At 57.5% G+C, this 20,842-nt stretch carries 20 protein-coding genes; 17 read left to right on the top strand and 3 right to left on the bottom strand.

Going from position 1 to position 20,842, the window contains the following annotated elements; translation table 11 throughout:
* Positions 1-6: 6 nt before the first annotated feature.
* On the bottom strand, positions 7-1,878 hold the full coding sequence (locus BLR31_RS13170) for a peptidylprolyl isomerase (protein ID WP_090597123.1): 1,872 nt from the start codon (positions 1,876-1,878) through the stop codon (positions 7-9).
* Positions 1,879-2,047: 169 nt separating this feature from the next.
* Between BLR31_RS13170 and tpiA the strand changes: the two genes are divergently transcribed.
* The 14 genes from tpiA (at position 2,048) to BLR31_RS13100 (ending at position 15,422) form a co-directional block, all read left to right on the top strand.
* Complete coding sequence (tpiA, locus tag BLR31_RS13165; protein ID WP_425287245.1) at positions 2,048-2,803, top strand: triose-phosphate isomerase; 756 nt, start codon at positions 2,048-2,050, stop codon at positions 2,801-2,803.
* Between the two features lie 150 nt (positions 2,804-2,953).
* The gene (gene secG / locus BLR31_RS13160) at positions 2,954-3,532 is read left to right on the top strand and encodes a preprotein translocase subunit SecG (RefSeq protein WP_090597121.1); all 579 of its coding nucleotides are present in this window, start codon (positions 2,954-2,956) and stop codon (positions 3,530-3,532) included.
* Positions 3,533-3,643: 111 nt separating this feature from the next.
* Complete coding sequence (locus tag BLR31_RS13155) at positions 3,644-5,272, top strand: CTP synthase (protein WP_090597119.1); 1,629 nt, start codon at positions 3,644-3,646, stop codon at positions 5,270-5,272.
* Between the two features lie 9 nt (positions 5,273-5,281).
* Positions 5,282-5,470 carry a DUF4169 family protein gene (locus BLR31_RS13150; RefSeq protein WP_090597116.1) on the top strand — a complete coding sequence of 63 codons (189 nt, stop codon included), beginning with the start codon at positions 5,282-5,284 and terminating at the stop codon, positions 5,468-5,470.
* A 58-nt stretch (positions 5,471-5,528) separates the two neighbouring features.
* Positions 5,529-5,894: a PRC-barrel domain-containing protein gene (locus tag BLR31_RS13145; protein WP_090597114.1), complete on the top strand. Its 366-nt coding sequence runs from the start codon at positions 5,529-5,531 to the stop codon at positions 5,892-5,894.
* A 147-nt stretch (positions 5,895-6,041) separates the two neighbouring features.
* Positions 6,042-7,319: a phosphopyruvate hydratase gene (gene eno, locus BLR31_RS13140; protein ID WP_090597279.1), complete on the top strand. Its 1,278-nt coding sequence runs from the start codon at positions 6,042-6,044 to the stop codon at positions 7,317-7,319.
* Between the two features lie 103 nt (positions 7,320-7,422).
* A complete protein-coding gene (locus tag BLR31_RS13135; RefSeq protein ID WP_090597112.1) occupies positions 7,423-7,752 on the top strand; it encodes an FtsB family cell division protein in 330 nt (109 codons plus the stop codon).
* Positions 7,753-7,949: 197 nt separating this feature from the next.
* Positions 7,950-8,966, top strand: coding sequence for a pyruvate dehydrogenase (acetyl-transferring) E1 component subunit alpha (pdhA, locus tag BLR31_RS13130; protein ID WP_090597110.1), 1,017 nt, complete (start codon positions 7,950-7,952; stop codon positions 8,964-8,966).
* 21 nt (positions 8,967-8,987) lie between these two features.
* On the top strand, positions 8,988-10,394 hold the full coding sequence (locus tag BLR31_RS13125; protein WP_090597108.1) for a pyruvate dehydrogenase complex E1 component subunit beta: 1,407 nt from the start codon (positions 8,988-8,990) through the stop codon (positions 10,392-10,394).
* 11 nt (positions 10,395-10,405) lie between these two features.
* Positions 10,406-11,761 carry a pyruvate dehydrogenase complex dihydrolipoamide acetyltransferase gene (locus BLR31_RS13120; protein ID WP_090597106.1) on the top strand — a complete coding sequence of 452 codons (1,356 nt, stop codon included), beginning with the start codon at positions 10,406-10,408 and terminating at the stop codon, positions 11,759-11,761.
* A 9-nt stretch (positions 11,762-11,770) separates the two neighbouring features.
* Positions 11,771-12,412 carry an SGNH/GDSL hydrolase family protein gene (locus BLR31_RS13115; RefSeq protein ID WP_090597105.1) on the top strand — a complete coding sequence of 214 codons (642 nt, stop codon included), beginning with the start codon at positions 11,771-11,773 and terminating at the stop codon, positions 12,410-12,412.
* Between the two features lie 23 nt (positions 12,413-12,435).
* The gene (lpdA, locus tag BLR31_RS13110) at positions 12,436-13,875 is read left to right on the top strand and encodes a dihydrolipoyl dehydrogenase (protein WP_090597104.1); all 1,440 of its coding nucleotides are present in this window, start codon (positions 12,436-12,438) and stop codon (positions 13,873-13,875) included.
* Positions 13,876-14,022: 147 nt separating this feature from the next.
* Positions 14,023-14,982, top strand: coding sequence for a lipoyl synthase (gene lipA / locus BLR31_RS13105; RefSeq protein ID WP_090597102.1), 960 nt, complete (start codon positions 14,023-14,025; stop codon positions 14,980-14,982).
* Positions 14,982-15,422, top strand: a complete 441-nt coding sequence (locus tag BLR31_RS13100; protein ID WP_090597099.1) for a type II toxin-antitoxin system RatA family toxin — start codon at positions 14,982-14,984, stop codon at positions 15,420-15,422. The genes lipA and BLR31_RS13100 overlap by 1 nt, the downstream gene beginning before the upstream one ends.
* On the opposite strand, the gene BLR31_RS13095 is transcribed toward BLR31_RS13100, so the two are convergent.
* Complete coding sequence (locus tag BLR31_RS13095; protein WP_090597097.1) at positions 15,410-15,901, bottom strand: CinA family protein; 492 nt, start codon at positions 15,899-15,901, stop codon at positions 15,410-15,412. The genes BLR31_RS13100 and BLR31_RS13095 overlap by 13 nt on opposite strands.
* A complete protein-coding gene (locus tag BLR31_RS13090) occupies positions 15,901-17,094 on the bottom strand; it encodes a bifunctional 2-C-methyl-D-erythritol 4-phosphate cytidylyltransferase/2-C-methyl-D-erythritol 2,4-cyclodiphosphate synthase (protein WP_090597095.1) in 1,194 nt (397 codons plus the stop codon). Before BLR31_RS13090 ends, BLR31_RS13095 begins: the two co-directional genes overlap by 1 nt.
* 182 nt (positions 17,095-17,276) lie before the next feature.
* Between BLR31_RS13090 and dusB the strand changes: the two genes are divergently transcribed.
* From dusB to ntrC, 3 genes are read left to right on the top strand one after another with little or no spacing between them, the layout of a single operon-like run.
* On the top strand, positions 17,277-18,275 hold the full coding sequence (gene dusB, locus BLR31_RS13085; protein WP_090597093.1) for a tRNA dihydrouridine synthase DusB: 999 nt from the start codon (positions 17,277-17,279) through the stop codon (positions 18,273-18,275).
* Between the two features lie 2 nt (positions 18,276-18,277).
* Entirely contained in the window at positions 18,278-19,387 is a 1,110-nt protein-coding gene (locus BLR31_RS13080; protein WP_244505058.1) for a two-component system sensor histidine kinase NtrB, read from the top strand.
* 3 nt (positions 19,388-19,390) lie between these two features.
* Positions 19,391-20,839 carry a nitrogen regulation protein NR(I) gene (gene ntrC / locus BLR31_RS13075; protein ID WP_090597091.1) on the top strand — a complete coding sequence of 483 codons (1,449 nt, stop codon included), beginning with the start codon at positions 19,391-19,393 and terminating at the stop codon, positions 20,837-20,839.
* Positions 20,840-20,842: the final 3 nt, after the last annotated feature.

The following is a 20,842-nucleotide window of genomic DNA, read 5'->3' as shown; positions in this document are numbered from 1 at the left end:
AAATGATTACTCTATCCCAACGACGAGATTGAACGCCTGCTCATTGATGCGAATGCCCACGTCCTCGCGCAGCCCTTCCACGAAGCTCGAATAGAGAAGGTTGCGAAACGAGGTCTGCAACGCGGTCGCGACTTGAGACGTGCCTTCTGCCTCAGCTGGGATTACATCGGTGACTTGGAAAACGACAACGTTGCCGTCTTGCGTCGTTACATAGTTCGCATAGCCTTCACCGCCCTGAAAGGCTGACTGTATGACATCCGGCCCTAGCACAGTAGCTGTTGCACTGCGACCGAATGTACCGCTGGACTGAGGCGTCTGGCCCTGCGCGGTGGCCAGCGTGAAAAGGTCGTCACCGAAGTCTAGAGCCGCAACCAGGTCCTCGGCAGTGCGGGTCATATTGAGCTCGGTCTCCAGCTCCTGCCACGCAACAACCACCTCATCGCGAACTTCTTCAAGTGTCTGGTCGCGCTCCGGCTGGACTTCATGGAGTTCGAAGAAAACCGTGCGGCTGGACCCTAAATTGATTGCGGGGGTAAACTGCGCATCTTCAGATGCTGCAAACACCGCCTCGACGATCCGCTGGGTTGAATCGGGCGGGAGTACATCGAGATCGGCGAGCGCCGCGCCGTCCCGGGTGAGGTCGAGGTCGTAGCTCTCGAGGCCATACCGTTCTGCAACTTCCGATACGGGTTGGAAGGCGGCACGAGCCTCTTCGATCTCGTCGTAAACATCGAGCACCATGTCCTGGGCGCGGCGTGAGGCAATAGACTGAGCGATATCGTCCCGCACGGCTTCAATAGGTTGCTGCCCGGCCTCCTGGACGGAGCTGACCCAGATGACACGCTGGCCACCGGCGTCGTCGTTGATCATCGAATACCCGCCCTCGTCCAAAGCGAAGGCAGCGTCTGCAACGGTGGGGTCAGTCAATTCGCCTTGCTCGAAAACGCCAAGCTCAGAAACAGACGTTTGCAGCCCTGCCTCGGACACTACACTTGCAAAGCTTCGACCCGAAGCTAGCCCGGCTTCGAAAAGAGCCGCCGCGTCGGCGTCGGGGAGAGTGACTTGATGAATCGTGCGGCGCTCACCAACCACATACTGGTCACCGGTGCGCTCATATTCGGCGGCGATGTCTTGATCACTGATCTCCATCCCCGCAGCTAAAGCCTCGGAGGTCAGAGGAAGAAGGGTGACCGAGCGGGTTTCGACAGTTCGGAAGCGATCCTGATTTTCAGCGAAGAACTGCGCAAGCTGTTCTTCTGTGGGTTCGTCGGTTACGGAAAAAAGAACTGGGTTGAGTTCGACATAGTCGATGGTGCGCAAATCATTTTCGTAAGAGCGAGCGATATCAAGCGCCACCTGCGGGAGCTGCACTCCATCAAAAACGAGAGCAACTTGCTCGCGATTGGCAATGTCGCGCTGAAGGTCGAGATACTCGGCCTCCGTAAAGCCCGACTGGCGAAGCATGGCGGAGAACTCGGATGCATCAAATAATCCGAGTGCACTGGCAAAGTTCGGGTCGCGTCGCACCATGTCCGCGAGTTTTGCGTCAGATACACCTAGCCCGAGCCGCTGAGACAAAATGTCGGCCGATGCTTCGTTGGCTAGCCGTGCCAAGGCTGCGTTGGGGATGCCATAGGCAAGCGCTTCCTGGCCGGATGGGGCAACACCGGTCTGCTGGGCGAACTGATTGATCTGTGCACGGTAGATGCGGTCGAAATCGCGAATCGAGATGTTCTGATCACCAACGCGTGCGACCGTATTAGCGTTGAGATCGAGAAACACGCTTGGAATACCGAAACCGGCGACGGCGATGATCAGGATGCCCAGGAAGATTTTTGCAATCCAGCTACGGCCAAAGTTTCTCAGATTATCGAGCATCGTGTTCCGATCGTTTCAGGCGCAGATATCGCCTTATGTCTTACGTTTTACCCTATGGCATTGTAGGAGCGCGCATAATAGACAGGGCGCGACCGGCGCGGCAAGGCACCCTCCGCGGGCCGAGTTAAGCCAATATAATTCGCCGTGCAAGGCATATTGAGGACATCAGATGAACATGGCTACCCGGCCGCTGATCGCTGGAAACTGGAAGATGAACGGCACCGGAGCCGGCATCGAAGAACTTGCGCGGCTCAAGACCCTTCTCGAGGAAGCTGGCACAGTCGAAAGCGACATCGTCGTTTGCCCGCCGGCTACGCTTATTCATCGCGCTGCACAGACTGTTGAAGGTGGACCGATCAGGATAGGTGGACAAGACTGTCATTCAAGCGTCAACGGTGCACACACGGGCGATATAAGCGCTGCGATGCTTCTCGATGCGGGGGCCAGCCACGTGATCCTCGGGCATTCTGAACGGCGTGCCGATCATGGCGAGACGGACTCGATTGTGCGCTCCAAATGCGAAGCAGCGCTGTCAGGAGGACTGATTCCTATAGTTTGCGTCGGTGAGACTGAAACGGAGCGCGGCGAGGGCAATGCGAATCAGGTCGTCGCGGAGCAGCTGCGCGGTTCACTTCCGGAGCATTTCGGTAACACGCCTATAGTCGTTGCCTACGAGCCCATTTGGGCAATCGGAACCGGCAAAACCGCGACGCCGGCCGATATAGAGGAAATGCACGGCCACATCCGGGAATTGTTGATCGAGCGTTTCGGTCGGTCCGGAGAGGCAGCACGTCTGCTGTACGGCGGGTCGGTCAAGTCCGACAATGCCGGCACTATTCTTTCTACCCCCAATGTCAACGGGGCGCTGGTTGGCGGTGCGAGCCTAAAAGCGAACGACTTTTTCTCGATCATAGTTGCCGCTTGAATATCGGATAAAAAGTGCCGATCTCATACTGGCAATTGGCAGTCTTTGCGTGTAGAACCCCGCGCAACGAGATGCCTATGAGCAGCCTTGTCCAGCACATCAGTGGTGAAGGGCAGGGCTTGCAGTTTTGATTGAAGGACCCAGCATCGCATGGCCACCGTTCTCATCGTAGCCTATCTGTTGATCGTGATCGCCATGATCGTGGTCATCCTGCTGCAGCGCTCCGAAGGGGGCGGGCTTGGCATGGGCGGAGGCGGGGGTGGCGGAGGCTTCATGTCCGCGCGCGGCTCGGCCAACCTTTTGACCCGCACGACAGCAATCCTCGGCACTCTGTTCATGGTGACGGCAATTGGCCTGACGATACTGAGCCAGACCGACAACCGCTCGTCCTCTATTCTTAGCCAGGCCGCGCAAAATCCGGATGGCAGCCAGACGACCGTACTTGACGCGCTTGATGCCCTTGGTGGCGGAAACGGCGATCTCAACGTTCCCGCTCAGCCCGCGACTGAAGGCAGTGACGTTGTCGCACCGGCCGCGGAGCCAAGTGAAACGGATGTGACCGCCCCAGCGCCTGTCGTAGATGAGCCTGTTGCGCCGTCGACGACCACACCAGCGGTGGAGCCGGATGCGGTTGCTCCGGCTGAGCCCGCAGTGTCGGCTCCTGAGGCCGAAGCCGCTCCAGCCGATGAGGCGCCCCAAACGGCTCCTGGCACAACGACCGGCAACTAGCTCCGGTCAGAAGCAACCTAGGATGGGGATGGAGACATCCCCTTCTTTTTTGTGTGGGCGTGAGTGAGTTCGCGCTTCGAATCGACGATGACTTATGTAAGGTGAACTTCCATGGCTCGGTACGTTTTCATAACCGGTGGCGTGGTTTCCTCGCTTGGTAAAGGTCTGGCTTCGGCGGCTCTGGGGTCCGTCCTGCAAACGCGTGGCTACAAGGTCCGCCTGCGCAAGCTCGACCCGTATCTCAACATCGATCCCGGCACGATGTCGCCCTACCAGCACGGCGAAGTGTTCGTGACCGATGACGGTGCGGAAACCGATCTTGATCTGGGCCATTATGAGCGCTTCACCGGTCGATCCGCCAATCAAAAAGACAACATCACCACGGGCCGCATTTATTCCGACATCCTGACAAAGGAGCGCCGGGGCGACTATCTCGGTGCAACCGTGCAGGTGATCCCCCACGTTACCGACGAGATCAAGACGTTTATAACTTCGGACAATGCTGAGTTCGATTTTGTTCTCTGCGAGATCGGCGGCACTGTCGGCGATATCGAGGCGATGCCATTTCTTGAGGCTATCCGCCAGTTGGGCAATGAGTTGCCGCGCGGCGACGCCGTGTTCATTCACCTCACCCTGATGCCCTTTATTCCGAGTGCTGGGGAACTCAAGACCAAGCCGACCCAGCACTCGGTTAAGGAATTGCGGTCGATCGGCATCCAGCCTGATATTCTTCTCGTACGATGCGATCGTCCGATACCGGAAGGTGAAAAGCGCAAGCTCTCCCTGTTTTGCAACGTACGCCCCAGCGCCGTGATCCAGGCGCTAGACGTGGCTTCGATCTATGACGTGCCAATAGCCTATCACGAAGAAGGTCTTGACGCAGAGGTGCTTGCCGCGTTTGGCATAAAGGACGCGCCGGATCCCCAGCTTGACGGATGGCGCGAAGTTTCACGCCGTGTGCATAACCCTGAGGGCGAGGTCAATATCGCCATCGTGGGCAAGTACACCGGCTTGAAAGATGCCTACAAATCCTTGTCCGAGGCTTTGGCACATGGCGGTATCGCGAATAACGTCAAGGTCAACCTCGAATGGATCGATTCTGAGGTCTTCGAGCGCGACGATCCCGCGCCATATCTTGAAGGCATCCACGGCATTCTGGTCCCGGGCGGATTTGGTGAACGCGGATCTGAAGGCAAAATCAACGCTGCACGCTTTGCGCGCGTGCGCGATGTGCCATATTTTGGCATCTGCTTTGGCATGCAGATGGCGTGCATCGAGGCAGCGCGCAACACGGCGCGCCTGCCTCGCGCAAGCTCAACAGAATTTGGGCCAACCAAGGAGCCGGTCGTTGGCCTCATGACCGAGTGGGTCAAGGAGAATAACACGGAACAGCGCGGCGAAGACGCCGATCTCGGTGGCACCATGCGATTGGGCGCTTATCCCGCTCAATTGGTGCGCGGCAGCCGGGTCGCCGACATTTATGGGACCAACCGCATTTCGGAACGGCATAGGCACCGGTTTGAGGTAAACATGAAGTATCGGAAGGTTCTCGAAGCCAATGGGCTTCTGTTCTCCGGGCTGTCTCCTGACGGGACGCTTCCGGAAATTGTCGAGCGCACCGACCATCCCTGGTTCATCGGCGTTCAGTACCACCCCGAACTCAAGTCGCGTCCATTTGAACCGCACCCGCTATTCAAGTCCTTCATCTCTGCTGCCGTCGATCAAAGCCGCTTGGTCTAGGGGGGCGGATTGGGCGAGTTGGTCAATCTTCGTCTTGCCCGCAAGTCAAAGCAGCGGGCTGACAAAGAACGCGCTGCTGAGAGCAATCGCGCTAAGTTCGGTCGCACCAAGTCAGAGCGCGAATTGAGTGACAGGCAAAAGCAGCTTTCCGAGCGCATGCTCGACGCTCACGAGCGACAGTCGGACGAGGATAGCTAAGGAACGGTGTTAGGACGGAGACGTTAGGCAAGAGAACAACGACCCAAGGAGGTTGCTCATGCCAACTGCATCTGGACACACCACAGCTATTCGCGCGACCCGTACAGTCGGGACGGACGTTTACAATCTCGACGGCGAGAAGATTGGCAAGGTCGAGGACATCGTGCTCGATAAAACAGACAACTCGATCATGTTTGCTGTCGTCGGATTTGGCGGATTTCTAGGCATCGGTGAGAAGTTTCATCCGCTGCCCTGGGCCTCCCTCGATTTCGACAAGGAGCAGGACGGATATGTCGTGCCATTCACCAAGGACGAGCTCGAGGCTGCACCGGCCGATTCCATTGATGAACTGACCAAAGATGATGGGCTGCACGCGCGGCAGGAGGCTTATAGCTACTATAAGGTCGATCCGTACTGGAATTGATCTCACTAGGTCGACGATATTGCAGCTTGGCGGGCGGATGAATGTCATCCGCCCGCATTATTTTTGTGCCAAGCCCTTCCACACCGAGTGCGCCTTGATTAGAAGGGCAGCGACCGGCACCACTCCCCAGAAATGAAGGGCGCTTCCATGTCTGCTATTGTTGACGTCATTGGCCGTCAGATTTTTGACAGCCGCGGCAATCCCACCGTCGAAGTCGATGTCGTTCTTGATGACGGAAGTTTCGGCCGCGCGGCAGTGCCATCGGGTGCTTCCACCGGCGCTCACGAAGCTGTCGAGCTTCGCGACGGTGGAGAAGCTTATTTGGGCAAGGGTGTCCTCAACGCAGTCGATAACGTCAACACGCTGATTGCTGCCGAAATCGAGGGCCTCGACGCTCTCGATCAAATCGGCGTCGACAATGCGATGATCGATCTCGATGGCACCCACAACAAGGGTAAGCTGGGCGCCAACGCTATCCTCGGTGTTTCGCTCGCCGTGGCCCGTGCCGCCGCTGAATCGAGCGCGCTTCCACTCTGGCGCTATGTTGGCGGCCCAAACGCGCGCCTTTTGCCCGTTCCGATGATGAACATCATCAATGGCGGAGAGCATGCCGACAACCCTATCGATATCCAGGAATTCATGATCATGCCCGTCGGGGCGGATTCGATTGCCGACGCCGTTCGGATTGGTTCTGAAATATTCCATACCCTTAAGAAGGGTCTGGCCGCCGAGGGCCATAACACCAATGTCGGCGATGAGGGTGGCTTCGCCCCTAATCTCTCATCTACGGACGATGCGCTTGGCTTTATCATGAAGTCGATCGAGAAGGCCGGCTATGCACCTGGCGAAGATGTATATCTGGCGTTGGACTGCGCATCGACCGAGTTCTTCAAGGACGGCTCCTACAACCTTAAGGGCGAAGGCAAGACGCTCGGCTCCGATGAGATGGTGCGATACCTCGAAGACCTGAGCAATCGCTTCCCGATCATTTCGATCGAGGACGGAATGGCTGAAGACGATTGGGATGGCTGGAAGGCCTTGACCGATGCTATTGGCGACAAGGTCCAACTGGTCGGAGACGATCTGTTCGTCACTAATACGGAGCGCCTGACGTCCGGTATCAAGATGGGTGTTGCGAATTCGATCCTTGTGAAGGTCAATCAGATTGGGTCGCTTTCGGAAACGCTCGAAGCAGTCGAGACCGCGCACAAGGCGCGCTACACTTCAGTGATGTCGCACCGGTCTGGCGAAACGGAGGATTCGACGATTGCCGACCTCGCCGTTGCGCTTAATTGCGGGCAGATCAAAACCGGCTCGCTGGCGCGCTCGGACCGATTGGCAAAATACAATCAGCTCATCCGAATCGAGGAGTTTCTTGGCAGTTCCGGTCGATATGCGGGCCGGTCGATCCTCAAGGGACGCTAAACGAGTAGGGGCGCTAGAGCGCCCCTTATCATTTGAGGCAACCAGTCCTTAAGCTTGATGCGATATTAACGGCATGACTCCCTTTTCAGCGCATTGAGTAGTTATGCCAACCCGCGTCAAACGACCTTCGATTCTGATCAAGCTCTCGATCACCGTCGGGCTGATCGCCTTCCAGGGCTATCTGGGTTATCATGTGGTGACCGGCGCTTTTGGCATCGAGAGCCAGAAGGAAATGTTTGAGGAAATCCGGATACTTGAGGCTAGGGAAGCTGCCCTTGGCATTGAGATTGACTCCTACCGTCATCGCATCGCGCTGCTCGATCCGCGCAAGCTGGACCCCGATATCCTCACCGAGCGGGCCCGCGCTCTTCTGGGGCTCGTTCATCCCGACGATGTCTTAATCGTCCCCGCGCAGCATGTGGCAGTTAACTGATTTTCGATTTATTTTTTAAATTATCTTGATTTCAGTTAATTCATATAATTCCATATTTTTCAATCTCTTGGACCCTTTTGCATTGTGCGCGACTAGCTTTCGCTGTGGTGTAAGGCAGGATATGATGTATGACTGTCCCTGCATCCCGCACACCTTACGGTGACGGCAATATCCACGTTCATACCCGGAGATGTCGCATGGCGCGCAAAGCGACGGCCACCAAATCCAAGGCCCAATCCAACATTCCAGAATTGACCAAGGAAGAAGAGCTCTACGCGTTCCGCGAGATGCTTCTTATCCGTCGCTTTGAAGAGAAGGCCGGCCAGATGTATGGCATGGGCCTCATCGGTGGATTTTGTCACCTTTACATCGGTCAGGAAGCCGTTGTCACCGGCATTACGATGTCGACCAAACTTGGCGAAGATGCCCAGATCACCGGGTATCGCGACCATGGCCACATGCTAGTCATGGGGCTTGATCCAAAGGGCGTGATGGCCGAGTTGACTGGTCGCAAGGGCGGGTTGTCCAAAGGCAAGGGCGGCTCCATGCACATGTTCTCCAACGAACACCGCTTTTACGGCGGCAATGGTATCGTTGGTGCGCAGGCATCGCTTGGTACAGGGCTGGCTTTTGCTTCAAAATATCGCGGCGAGGACACGGTCTCGATCACTTATTTTGGTGACGGCGCTGCCAATCAGGGGCAGGTTTATGAGAGCTTCAATATGGCGAAGCTCTGGAAGCTCCCTGTCGTATACGTCATCGAGAACAATAGATACGCGATGGGGACGTCGCTTGAGCGTGCAGCGTCGACCACCGATTTGTCCCAGCGCGGCGTTTCCTTTGGCATTCCAGGGGAACAAGTCGACGGCATGGATATCCGTATGGTCAAGGATGCGGCCGAGCGTGCTATCGAGCATGCGCGGTCTGGGAAGGGGCCCTATATCCTTGAGATGCTCACATATCGCTATCGCGGTCATTCGATGTCCGATCCGGCCAAGTACCGGTCCAAGGACGAAGTCACGACAATGCGCTCCGAACGCGATCCGATCGAGCAAGTCCGCAAGCGCATTCTCGAAAAGAATTACGCGAGCGAAGACGACCTCAAAGAGATCGAAAAGGATGTACGGGCGATTGTGACCGAGGCGGCGGACTTCGCCACCAACGATCCAGAGCCCGATACATCCGAGCTCTACACCGACATTCTGATTGACTAAGCGCAGGCCAGGAGAAGAAATATGCCCACTGATATTCTGATGCCCGCGCTGTCGCCCACTATGGAAGAGGGCAAGCTTTCCAAATGGGTCGTCAAGCAGGGTGATAAAGTCGCTCCCGGTGACGTGCTGGCTGAAATCGAAACCGACAAGGCGACGATGGAAGTCGAGGCCGTTGACGAAGGCGTCATCGGCAAGATTTTCGTGGCCGAAGGTACTGAGGGCGTGAAGGTGAACACCCCGATCGCCGCGTTAATCGGTGAAGACGAAGACGCCAGCGCCGTACCTGAACCCGAGATCACCACTGACGAGCCCAAAGAGTCCGAAAAGCCGGGGCCAGATGAGGAAGTGGCCAAAAACTCCCATCCGACAACCAAGGCTGTCGATGCGCCTGCTGCTCCACAGTTCAAGCCGCAGAACGACCCCGATATTCCCGACGATGTCGAGATGGTGACCATTACTGTGCGCGAAGCGCTTCGCGACGCAATGGCTGAAGAGATGCGCACCGACAAGGACGTCTTCGTTATTGGCGAAGAGGTCGCCGAGTATCAGGGTGCTTACAAGGTCACGCAGGGCCTGCTGCAGGAGTTCGGGTCGGAGCGTGTCATTGATACTCCAATCACCGAGCATGGGTTTGCCGGCCTAGCCGTCGGCGCAGCCTTCGCGGGCCTCAAGCCAATTGTTGAGTTCATGACGTGGAACTTCGGCATGCAGGCGATAGACCAGATTATCAACTCCGCCGCCAAACAGCTCTATATGTCCGGCGGTCAGGTCAAGGCGCCCATGGTTTTCCGTGGTCCGAACGGTGCGGCAGCGCGCGTGGGCGCGCAGCACAGCCAGGACTTTTCAGCCTGGTATAGCCATGTTCCGGGCCTTACGGTCATCGCGCCCTATACGGCTGCTGACGCCAAGGGCCTGCTGAAAGCCGCGATCCGCTCGCCAAATCCGGTGGTCTTCCTTGAGAACGAGGTTCTCTATGGTTCGACCGGCGAAGTCCCCAAAATGGACGATTTCGTTCTGCCGATCGGCAAGGCGCGCATTGCCCGCCAAGGGAAGGATGTCACGATCGTATCGTTCTCGATGGGGATGCGCTACGCGACGCAAGCGACCGAGAAACTGGTCGCTGCCGGCGTTGATGTGGAACTCATCGATCTGCGCACGCTTCGTCCCTTGGACATCGATACGGTTATTGAATCGGTCAAGAAAACCGGCCGTTGCGTGACTGTTGAAGAAGGATGGCCCCAGGGCGGTATCGGGTCTGAGATATCGGCGCGGCTCATGGAGCACGCTTTCGATTATCTCGATGCGCCGGTGACACGTGTCACCGGAAAGGACGTCCCCATGCCCTATGCCGCCAACCTCGAAAAATTGGCTTTGCCCAATGTCGATGAGGTGATCGCCGCGGTCAACGCCGTCACCTACCGCAGTTAAGGGAGGCTCCGATGCCGATCAACATCACAATGCCCGCCCTGTCGCCGACGATGGAAGAGGGCACGCTGGCCAAGTGGCACGTCAAGGAGGGCGACACTGTCTCCTCCGGCGACGTTATTGCCGAGATCGAAACTGACAAGGCGACCATGGAAGTGGAAGCCGTTGATGAAGGTACCATCGGCAAGATTTTGGTGTCGGAAGGCAGCGAGAACGTCAAGGTCAATGCGGTAATCGCGGTACTGCTCGAAGAGGGCGAAAGCGCTGATAATATCGGCGACGCCTCGGCCGAAAAGCCTAAAGGCGATGCGCCAAAGGCCGAGGAGGCGACCGACCAGCCCAAGGCTGAGACGTCGAAAGCTAGCGATACACCCAAGGCACCGACATCGAGCGCGGATGCAAAGCCTGCTCCCGAGCCGCTTCCCGCTCCAAGGGCGGACGGTAAGCGTGTCTTCGCATCTCCACTGGCGCGTCGATTGGCCAAGGAAGCCGGCATCGACCTTTCCGCAGTGTCCGGCACTGGCCCTAAGGGGCGCGTCGTAAAGGCCGATGTCGAAAAGGCTAAAAAGGACGGCGCCACGAGCAAGCCGGCAATTTCGCCGACGGCAGGAGCACCCGCTGCCACCGGGATGTCGAAACAGCAGGTCATTTCGCTCTACGAGGAAGGCACCTATGACATCGTGCCGAATGATGGCATGCGCAAGACAGTCGCGGCTCGCCTTACGGAATCTAAGCAGACAGTCCCACATTTCTACCTCACGCTCGATTGCAACATCGACGCATTGATGAAGGCACGCGAGGACATCAACTCCGCTGCACCCAAAAGCAAAGAAGGCAAGCCCGCCTACAAGCTCTCGGTCAACGATTTCATCATGAAGGCGTGGGCGTTGGCGTTGCAGCAGGTACCGCAGGCCAATGCGACTTGGGCTGGGGACTCGATCCTCTATCATCATCGCTCGGACGTAGCGGTTGCCGTGGCAATCCCAGGCGGTTTGTTTACGCCCGTGGTCAAATCCTGCGATACCAAATCGCTGCGCCAGATTTCCGACGAGGTAAAAGATCTGGCCACCCGCGCCCGCAGCAAGAAGCTGGCGCCTCATGAGTATCAAGGCGGATCGTCTTCCGTCTCGAACCTCGGCATGTTCGGCATCAAGCACTTTGGTGCGGTCATCAACCCACCGCATGGCACGATCCTCGCCGTCGGCGCAGGTGAGGAGCGGGTCTATGCGGAGAACGGTGAGATCAAGACGGGCAATTTCATGACCGTGACGCTCTCGTGTGATCACCGCTCTGTGGATGGTGCGCTGGGCGCTGAACTTTTGTCGGCCTTTAAAGCGCTGATCGAAACCCCAGTCATGATGCTGGCTTAGGAGCGGGTGATGAAGACCATCCTGGCCTTCGGCGATAGCCTGACCTTTGGTTCCGACCCTGTCACCGCTGGTGGCCGGCACGCTTTCGAGGACCGGTGGCCGACGCGGCTCGAAGTGGGGCTCGGCGGGAAGGCGAGGGTGATCGCGGAGGGGCTCGGCGGTCGAACGACGTGCTTTGATGATTTCTCGGCGGTTGCAGATCGAAACGGTGCACGGATACTGCCGACGCTTTTGGCGAGCCACGCGCCGCTCGACGTTGTCGTCATCATGCTCGGCACCAATGATATGAAGGACTACATCTGTGGCAGCGCTTTAGGCGCAGCCATGGGTATGAAACGGCTGGTTGAGATCATCAGATGCCACCCTTGGGCTGCCGGAACGCCGGTCCCTGAGGTCGTGTTGATGGCGCCACCACACTGCATTGCCACTGATCATGCTGATCTGTCGCCAATGTTTGAGCATGGCATCCGTGAAAGTCGTCTGTTGCCGATCCATTACCAGCGCGTCGCACAAGACACGGGCTGCCGCTTTTTTGATGCCGCGACCGTGGCCAGCGCCCATCCTACCGATGGGGTCCACCTCGATCCGGCAAACACGCGCGCCATCGGCGATGCATTGGCGCCGATAGTAAAAGACATGCTTGGGCTATAGCCCAGAACGACAAGAGGATAATCATGGCGGATCAGTACGATATAATCGTGATCGGTGCTGGACCTGGCGGCTATATCGCCGCTATTCGCGCATCCCAACTTGGGCTCAAGGCCGCAATCGTTGAGCGCGAGCATATGGCAGGGATCTGCTCGAACTGGGGTTGCATCCCCACCAAGGCGCTACTGCGGTCTGCCGAAATCTACGGCCATATGGGCCACGCGAAGGACTATGGCTTGACCGCCGACAAGTTTGGCTTTGACATCAGCGACATCGTCAAGCGCTCGCGCGGTATTGCAGGGCGTATGAATGACGGCGTGCAGTTTCTGATGAAAAAGAACAAGGTCGACATCATCTGGGGCGAGGCGACCATCACCAAGCCGGGCGAAGTCAAGGTCGAGGCGACAAAGAAAAAACCGGTCGAGCCGCAACATCCCAAGCCCAAGACGACATTGGGTGAAGGGATCTACAAGGCAAAAAATATCATCATCGCGACCGGCGCGCGTCCCCGTGTATTGCCCGGTATCGAGCCGGATGGCGAAAAGATCTGGACCTATTTCGAGGCTCTCAAGCCTGCGAAAATGCCGAAATCGGTCGCCGTTATGGGCTCTGGCGCGATTGGTATCGAATTTGCGTCCTTCTATCGCTCGATGGGCGCCGAAGTAACTGTTATCGAATTGCTGCCGCAGATTATGCCGGTTGAGGATGCTGAAATCGCAGGGCTAGCGCGCAAGCGTCTGGAAAAGCGCGGTATCCAGATTTTTACCGACGCGAAGGTATCCAAGGTCGACAAGACCAAGGACGGCATCAAGGCACATGTCGAGCTCAAGTCCGGAGACAAAAAGCAGATAGAGGCCGATGTGCTGATCTCTGCCGTCGGCGTGCAGGCCAACTCGGAAAACCTGGGGCTGGAAAAGGCCGGAGTGAAGATCGATCGCGGCGTCATTGTCGTCGATGGCCACGGGCGTACGAATATCGATGGCATCTGGGCCATCGGAGACGTTGCCGGCCCCCCTATGCTGGCGCATAAGGCCGAGCATGAGGCTGTGCTGGCTGTCGAGACGATCGCCGGCAAAAAGGTGCACGGGCTCGACAAATCGAAAATCCCGGGCTGTACCTATTGCGAGCCGCAAGTCGCCAGCGTCGGCATGACCGAGGCCAAGGCCAAGGAAGCCGGGCGCGAGATTCGTGTGGGACGATTCCCCTTTGTGGGCAACGGCAAGGCGATTGCGCTTGGTGAGCCTGATGGGCTGGTCAAAACCATCTTCGACAAGAAGACTGGGGAGTTGCTAGGCGCCCATATGGTGGGCGCAGAAGTGACTGAACTGATTCAGGGCTTTGTGGTTGCGATGAACCTTGAGACGACTGAAGAGGATTTGATGCATACGATCTTCCCGCATCCTACACTTTCGGAGTCGATGAAAGAGAGCGTGCTCGATGCATACGGGCAGGCACTAAACATCTGACGATGCCGTGATAAAGGCTTGAAGGGCGGCGACCGACCTCCGACCTTCGGCAACTGGATCGCCAACCCAAAGAGCGATAGGTAGTTCTGATCTCGGTCGCTTTGCGGCCATAACCATTCGCCGATTTTGGCGGTATGTGGGGCAGGTATGGTAACGCTACTTGATACAGCAGTCCGCCAGGCAACGCGGCATCCGGAAAAGGCCAAGCGGCCAGATACCGAAATGCTGCGCAAGCCGGACTGGATCAGGGTCAAGGCGCCCGGGTCTTCTGTCTATAAAGAGACCCAGAAAATCGTGCGCGAAAATAACCTCGTCACGGTGTGCGAGGAAGCCGGCTGTCCAAATATCGGTGAGTGCTGGTCCAAAAAGCACGCCACCATGATGATCATGGGCGAAATCTGCACGCGCGCGTGTGCCTTCTGCAACGTGCGTACCGGGTTGCCGACCGCTCTTGATCCCAATGAGCCCGAGAACGTTGCCCGCGCGGTTGCCAAGCTGGGGCTGGAACACGTCGTTATCACATCGGTGGATCGTGACGATCTGGCCGATGGCGGTGCGCAGCATTTTGCGGATGTCATTCTGGCCATTCGGGCGCTCAACCCTAAAACGACGATCGAAATCCTGACACCCGACTTCCTGCGCAAGGAAGGGGCGCTTGAGGTCGTAGTGGCGGCTAAGCCCGACGTGTTCAACCACAACCTCGAAACCGTGCCGTCCAACTATCTGACTGTTCGCCCAGGTGCGCGGTATTTCCACTCGATCCGGCTGCTGCAGCGGGTCAAGGAACTGGATCCACAGATGTTCACCAAGTCCGGCATCATGGTTGGCTTGGGTGAAGAGCGGAACGAAGTGCTGCAATTGATGGACGATCTGCGGGTCGCCGATGTCGATTTCCTCACCATCGGCCAGTACCTGCAGCCCACGCGAAAGCACCACAAGGTTGAGCGGTTTGTGACCCCGGAAGAGTTTAAGTCCTTTGCGACAGTCGCAAAGACCAAGGGTTTCCTTCTCGTTTCGTCGAGCCCTTTGACCCGGTCTTCGCATCACGCTGGGGAAGATTTCGCCGAGTTGCGCAAGGCACGTCAGGCTAAACTCGGACTGGGCTGATGCGGAAACATCTTGAGCGGCTCGTGCCGCATTCTGCCGAGCAGATGCTGGCGCTCGTCTGTGATGTCGAGTCTTACCCGCAGTTTATTCCCCATTGCGAGCGGATGGATGTACGGCGCGAGTTCGATCGGCCCAATGAAAAGTTCGATGCGCGCATGCATATCCGCTTTGGACCGATCAGCCAGGCGTACACCAGCAGGATCACGGTAGACAGGGACGCGATGACGTTGAGTGCGAAGTCGGTCGATGGTCCCTTCAGCCACCTCTCCAGCATCTGGCGGTTCGCCGAAGGCGGGCAGGGCACGCGCATCGTCTTCGACATCGACTTTCGCATCGCAAATCCCTTGATCCGCTCCGTGGCGGAGCCTGCTTTCGCGGCCAAGCAGGATGAGATCATGGATGCGTTCGTAGCTGAGGCGAACCGGCGCTACGCTGCGTAGGCTTCGAGGATCATCTTGAGTGCTACGCGCACGCTGGCTTGCCTGATGGCATCTCGTCCAAGGTCGCCAAACCGCTCCTGGCGGTGCAGCACTGCCGTTGACGTTGCCAGCCCGAAATGAACCAGACCGACTGGCTTGGCGTCCGAGCCGCCGCCCGGGCCGGCAATTCCAGTTACCGCGATAGCCGCCTCCACATTGGCCGTATCCCGACACCCTATCGCCATGGCCCGTGCTACGGCTTCGGAGACCGCTCCGTGCTCAGCGATCAGTTCGGCCGGTACGCCGATCATGTTGGTTTTCGCCGCGTTGGCATAGGTAACAAACCCGCCATACAGAATAGCGGAAGAGCCGGCTACCGACGTTAGTGCCGCCGCGATCAGTCCACCGGTGCAGCTCTCCGCGGTGGCGACCACATGGTTTGCGTCGAGAAGCCGTTCATTGACTTTCTTGGCCAAGTCCAAAGTGTCGTTGTCGAGCATCACTGGCCCCGCGGAAGCTCTATTGTTGCCACTGCCTGCGCCGCTATCCCCTCTTGCCGACCCGTAAAGCCAAGCCGTTCGGACGTTGTTGCCTTGACCGCGACGCGATCCATAGTGACGCCGGAAATCTCGGCGATGCGTGAACGCATAGCAGCGACATGCGGTCCGATTTTCGGTTGCTCGCAGATGATGGTGACGTCGAGATGGACGAGCCGGCCATTGCGTTCCCCTACGAGCTTTGTTGCGTGCTCGAGAAAAATCGATGAATCGGCGCCTTTCCACTGCATATCACTCGGGGGAAAGTGCTTGCCGATGTCGCCATCGGCCAAGGCGCCGTAAATGGCGTCGGACAACGCATGCAACACTACGTCCGCGTCTGAGTGGCCGCTGAGGCCGACCGTATGGGGTATGCTGATGTTGCCGAGAATGACTGCATCTCCATCCTGAGCGAACGCGTGCACGTCGAATCCACTGCCCACTCGCGTTTCCACTTTGGTATCCCCCGCTAGAATGCGTTCTGCTCGCTCGAAATCCTCGGGCAACGTGATCTTAATGTTGCGTGGATCGCCTTGAGCGAGCGCAACGCTCAGCCCCGCCCATTCGGCGATGGCAGCATCATCTGTAAATCCATCGCCAAATTGAATAGCCTTGCTATGCGCGGCCATGATTGCGCCAAACCGGAATCCTTGCGGTGTTTGCGCGGCGAACAATTGCGTACGATCTTCAGTGCCACCAACTGTTTTGCCATCCGTCGAGCGTTTGATCGTGTCGGTGACGACTGTGACCGGAAGCGATCCGTCAGCATCATGAAGGCCAGCGATCACGCCATCGATGAGAGCTTCTGTGACGAACGGTCGTGCTCCGTCGTGGATAAGGACGACGTCCGGCGCGGACGCCGACAGCGCCTCAAGGCCGCGAAGTACCGAAACTTGGCGTGTATCGCCCCCGATCACGGGGGGCATCAGCTTGGGTAGCTTTAGCTCCAACGCCTCGTAGAGGTACTGGTGTTCATCGCCAATAACCGCAAGCACCTCAGTGACTGACGAAAAACTGGCCAATCTGCTGAGCGTGTGCGCAAGCAGCGCCTTGCCACCAATAGGCCGATATTGCTTGGGCAGATCGGTGCCGCTACCGGCGCGGGAGCCGCGGCCAGCGGCAACGACGATGACAGCGATTTTTTGGGGAGCGTACATATGGATTCTCTTAGGTGCCGCGTGGTGCATGTTCAACCACTCATGGCGCTTTGCGGCAACGGGCAAACTAGGTCAGTAGCGTTGACTTTAGCAAACTTATCCTGTTTGAGGCATTGATTGGGTTGCCAAATTGACTAATCTGTCGGCAATTCAACCCGCATGAACGGTTTTGAGGCACCACTTTGGCGCGAAATGCACGCGGAATAAGCATAGGACATTTCCAACTCCCCAATCGAGCATTCCTTGCTCCCATGGCCGGCATAACGGACCGGCCCATGAGGGACATTGCTGCGCGACTGGGGGCGGGTATGGTCGTGTCTGAGATGATTGCCAGCGCCGCGTTGGCGACGGGCCAGCGCGAAATGGTCCGCAAACTCAAACCCAGTTCCGGGCTGCCGCATATGGTTCAGTTGGCTGGTTGCGAGGCAGATTGGCTTATACGTGGGGCGCAGATTGCGCGGGACGCGGGAGCCGACGCCATCGATATCAATTTTGGCTGTCCTGCTAAGCGGGTCACTAATGGGTATGCTGGTTCGGCCTTGATGCAGGTTCCTGATGTTGCCCTGAAACTGGTAGAGGCCGTGGTTTCTGCAACCGAGTTGCCCGTGTCCGTGAAAATGCGCCTGGGTTGGGACGATACCTCCCTCAATGCCGCGCGCATTGCAAAGGATGCCGAGAACGCCGGCGTCAGAATGGTCACGGTGCACGGTCGCACCAGGCAACAGTTCTACAAAGGCACGGCGCGCTGGGAGTTGGTGAGGGCTGTCGTAGATGCCGTCAGCATTCCTGTTATCGTCAACGGGGATATCGTCGATCTGTCATCAGCCAGGTCAGCGCTCGACCTTTCCGGCGCCGATGCTGTCATGATCGGGAGAGGCGCACAGGGGCGTCCGTGGATTGTGGGGCAGGTGGGTGTGGGCCTTGATGATCTTGCGCCAAGGAAAACCCCAAATGGTCCAGAGTTGCTCGACCTCATACGCGGTCACTACGACGCTATGCTCGGCGAGTATGGCACGGAGCTAGGCGTGCGGGTGGCTCGAAAGCACCTTGGCTGGTATCTTGAGGCCATGGGAGACACGTCAAGCGACTTCCGCAAGTCACTGCTCACCTGCGATAACCCTCAACAGGTTTTCACCTTGTTGCCGCGTATTGTGGCAGTTGACTGGAGTGCGGCTGCATGACTATGGCCATTGATATGAGCGGTCATAGCTCTATCTTGCAATCGCTACCTCAGCCGGTGCTTGTCTGCGCCGAAGACAACGCCATCGTCTTCGCCAACTACGCAGCCGAAGCCTTCTTTCACGCCTCTTCTAGCATTCTGACCCGTCAGAAGCTGTCCGATTTCATGGCCTTTGGTTCGCCGATTCTAAGCTTGATCGAGAGCGTCGCGACGCGCCAGGCGCCGATGATTGAATACAGGGTTCAAGTCGGTAGTTCTCGCATGAGCGAAGATCGTATTGCCGATGTGTATGCGAGCCCTATTCCCGAGATGCCTGGCCACGTGACGTTGATTTTTCAGGAACGCACGATGGCCGACAAGATCGACCGTCAACTCGTCTCACGCGGTGCTGCTCGCTCCGTTACGGGGCTCGCTGCGATGCTGGCGCACGAGATCAAAAACCCGCTTTCGGGCATTCGCGGTGCCTCTCAATTGCTTGAACAATCGGCAACCGGCGACGACAGGGCTCTGGCGCGGCTTATCCGCGACGAAACCGATCGCATCGTTGATCTTGTGGATCGCATGGAGGTGTTCGGCGACGAACGCCCGGTCGAACGCGTGCCCATCAACATTCACGTTGTATTAGAGCGCGTGAAGTTGCTTGCCTCCAACGGCATGGCCAAGGGTATTGCGTTCTCGGAGGATTACGACCCGAGCTTGCCGCCGGTCCTCGGCAACCGCGATCAGCTTCTCCAGGTGTTTCTCAATCTCATCAAAAACGCCGCCGAGGCGCTGGATCGAACTTCGAAGCCTGAAATACGTATTCTAACGGCCTTTCGGCCCGGAATTCGGATCAGCGTGGCGGGTGTATCGCAGCGCATTTCTCTGCCGCTCGAAATCATCATCGAAGACAACGGCCCGGGCGTTCCCACCGACATACTGCCATTTCTCTTCGACCCCTTCGTCACCACCAAACTTAGCGGCTCGGGACTTGGTCTGGCCCTTGTTGCAAAGATCATCGGCGACCATGGGGGGGTCATCGATTGTGACAGCAAGCCTGGACGCACGCGTTTCCGTATTCTTTTGCCCGTGGCCCAGGGCCCCGATGCGCGGCAGACTGAAGAAAAAGAGTAAGCAATGTCCGGACAAACCATACTTCTCGCCGATGATGATGCTGCTATCAGGATGGTTCTCAATCAGGCGCTTTCGCGCGCCGGATATGAGGTGCGCCCCACTGGAAACATCTCAACGATGTGGAACTGGGTGACGCGCGGGGAAGGTGACCTTTTGATCACCGATGTGTCGATGCCTGATGGCAATGCGTTCGACGTCATGCCCAAGATCAAGAAGATGCGACCTGAATTGCCCATCGTGGTGATGAGCGCGCAAAACACTTTCATGACCGCGATACGCGCCTCGGAGATGGGCGCATACGAGTATCTACCCAAACCATTCGACATCACCGAGGTGTTGGCCGTCGTTGGTCGCGCCCTTGCAGAAGCTAAACGTCCCGCGCCCTCGGAGCGTCGCCAGGACGAGGGCGAGAATATGCCGCTAGTGGGTCGTTCCGCCGCCATGCAGGACATCTATCGCGCTCTTGCCCGATTGATGCAGACAGATTTGACCGTGATGATCACAGGTGAAAGCGGCACCGGGAAAGAGCTGGTTGCGAAGGCGCTGCACAATTTCGGGAAGCGAAAGAACGGGCCATTTGTTGCGATCAACATGGCTGCCATTCCGCGCGACCTCATTGAGGCGGAACTGTTTGGGCACGAAAAGGGCGCCTTCACCGGCGCGACGTCCCGCTCGTCTGGACGGTTTGAGCAGGCCGAAGGCGGAACGCTGTTTCTCGACGAAATCGGCGATATGCCGATGGATGCGCAGACTCGGTTGCTACGTGTTCTTCAAGAGGGCGAATACACGATGGTCGGCGGTCGCACGGCGATCAAGACCAATGTTCGCATCGTCGCTGCAACCCATCGGGATCTCAGCCAACTGATCCGGCAGGGTCTTTTCCGCGAAGATCTATATTATCGGCTGAATGTCGTGCCGCTGCGTCTTCCACCACTGCGCGAGCGGATCGATGACGTGCCAGATCTTGCCGCCAGTTTCTTAAAGACCGCGCAGCGGGAAGGCGAGGCGTCAAAAGTTTTGGCGTCCGATGCGCTCAAGCTCATGCAGCAATACCATTGGCCGGGTAACGTTCGGGAACTCGAGAATCTTGTCCGCCGGTTGGCTGCGCTCTACGCCGATGAGGTCATTTCTCTCGAGATCGTCCAGAACGAGCTCAATTTGACTGATCGCGCCGATTTTTCGGCGAAGGTCGGTCCTGCCGATGTCGTGACGGTTATTGAAAGCGAACTGGCTCAATTGTTTCGGGAATACGAGCCAAATCTGCCGCCTGCCGGCGTCTATCAGCGCGTGATCGACAAGGTTGAGGTCCCTTTAATCTCAACAGTCCTCAACTTGTGCTCCGGTAATCAGATTAAGGCAGCGGAACTCCTCGGCCTTAATCGCAACACTTTGCGAAAGAAAATCCGGACCCATGGGATCGAGATCGTGAAGCAGTCCAGGCAGATCGGCTAGACC

Source organism: Pelagibacterium luteolum (genome assembly GCF_900100665.1).
In the GTDB taxonomy this organism is placed as follows: Bacteria; Pseudomonadota; Alphaproteobacteria; order Rhizobiales; family Devosiaceae; genus Pelagibacterium; species Pelagibacterium luteolum.
Note: the sequence above shows the minus strand (reverse complement) of the source record. Positions and strands in the feature narration are given on the sequence as shown.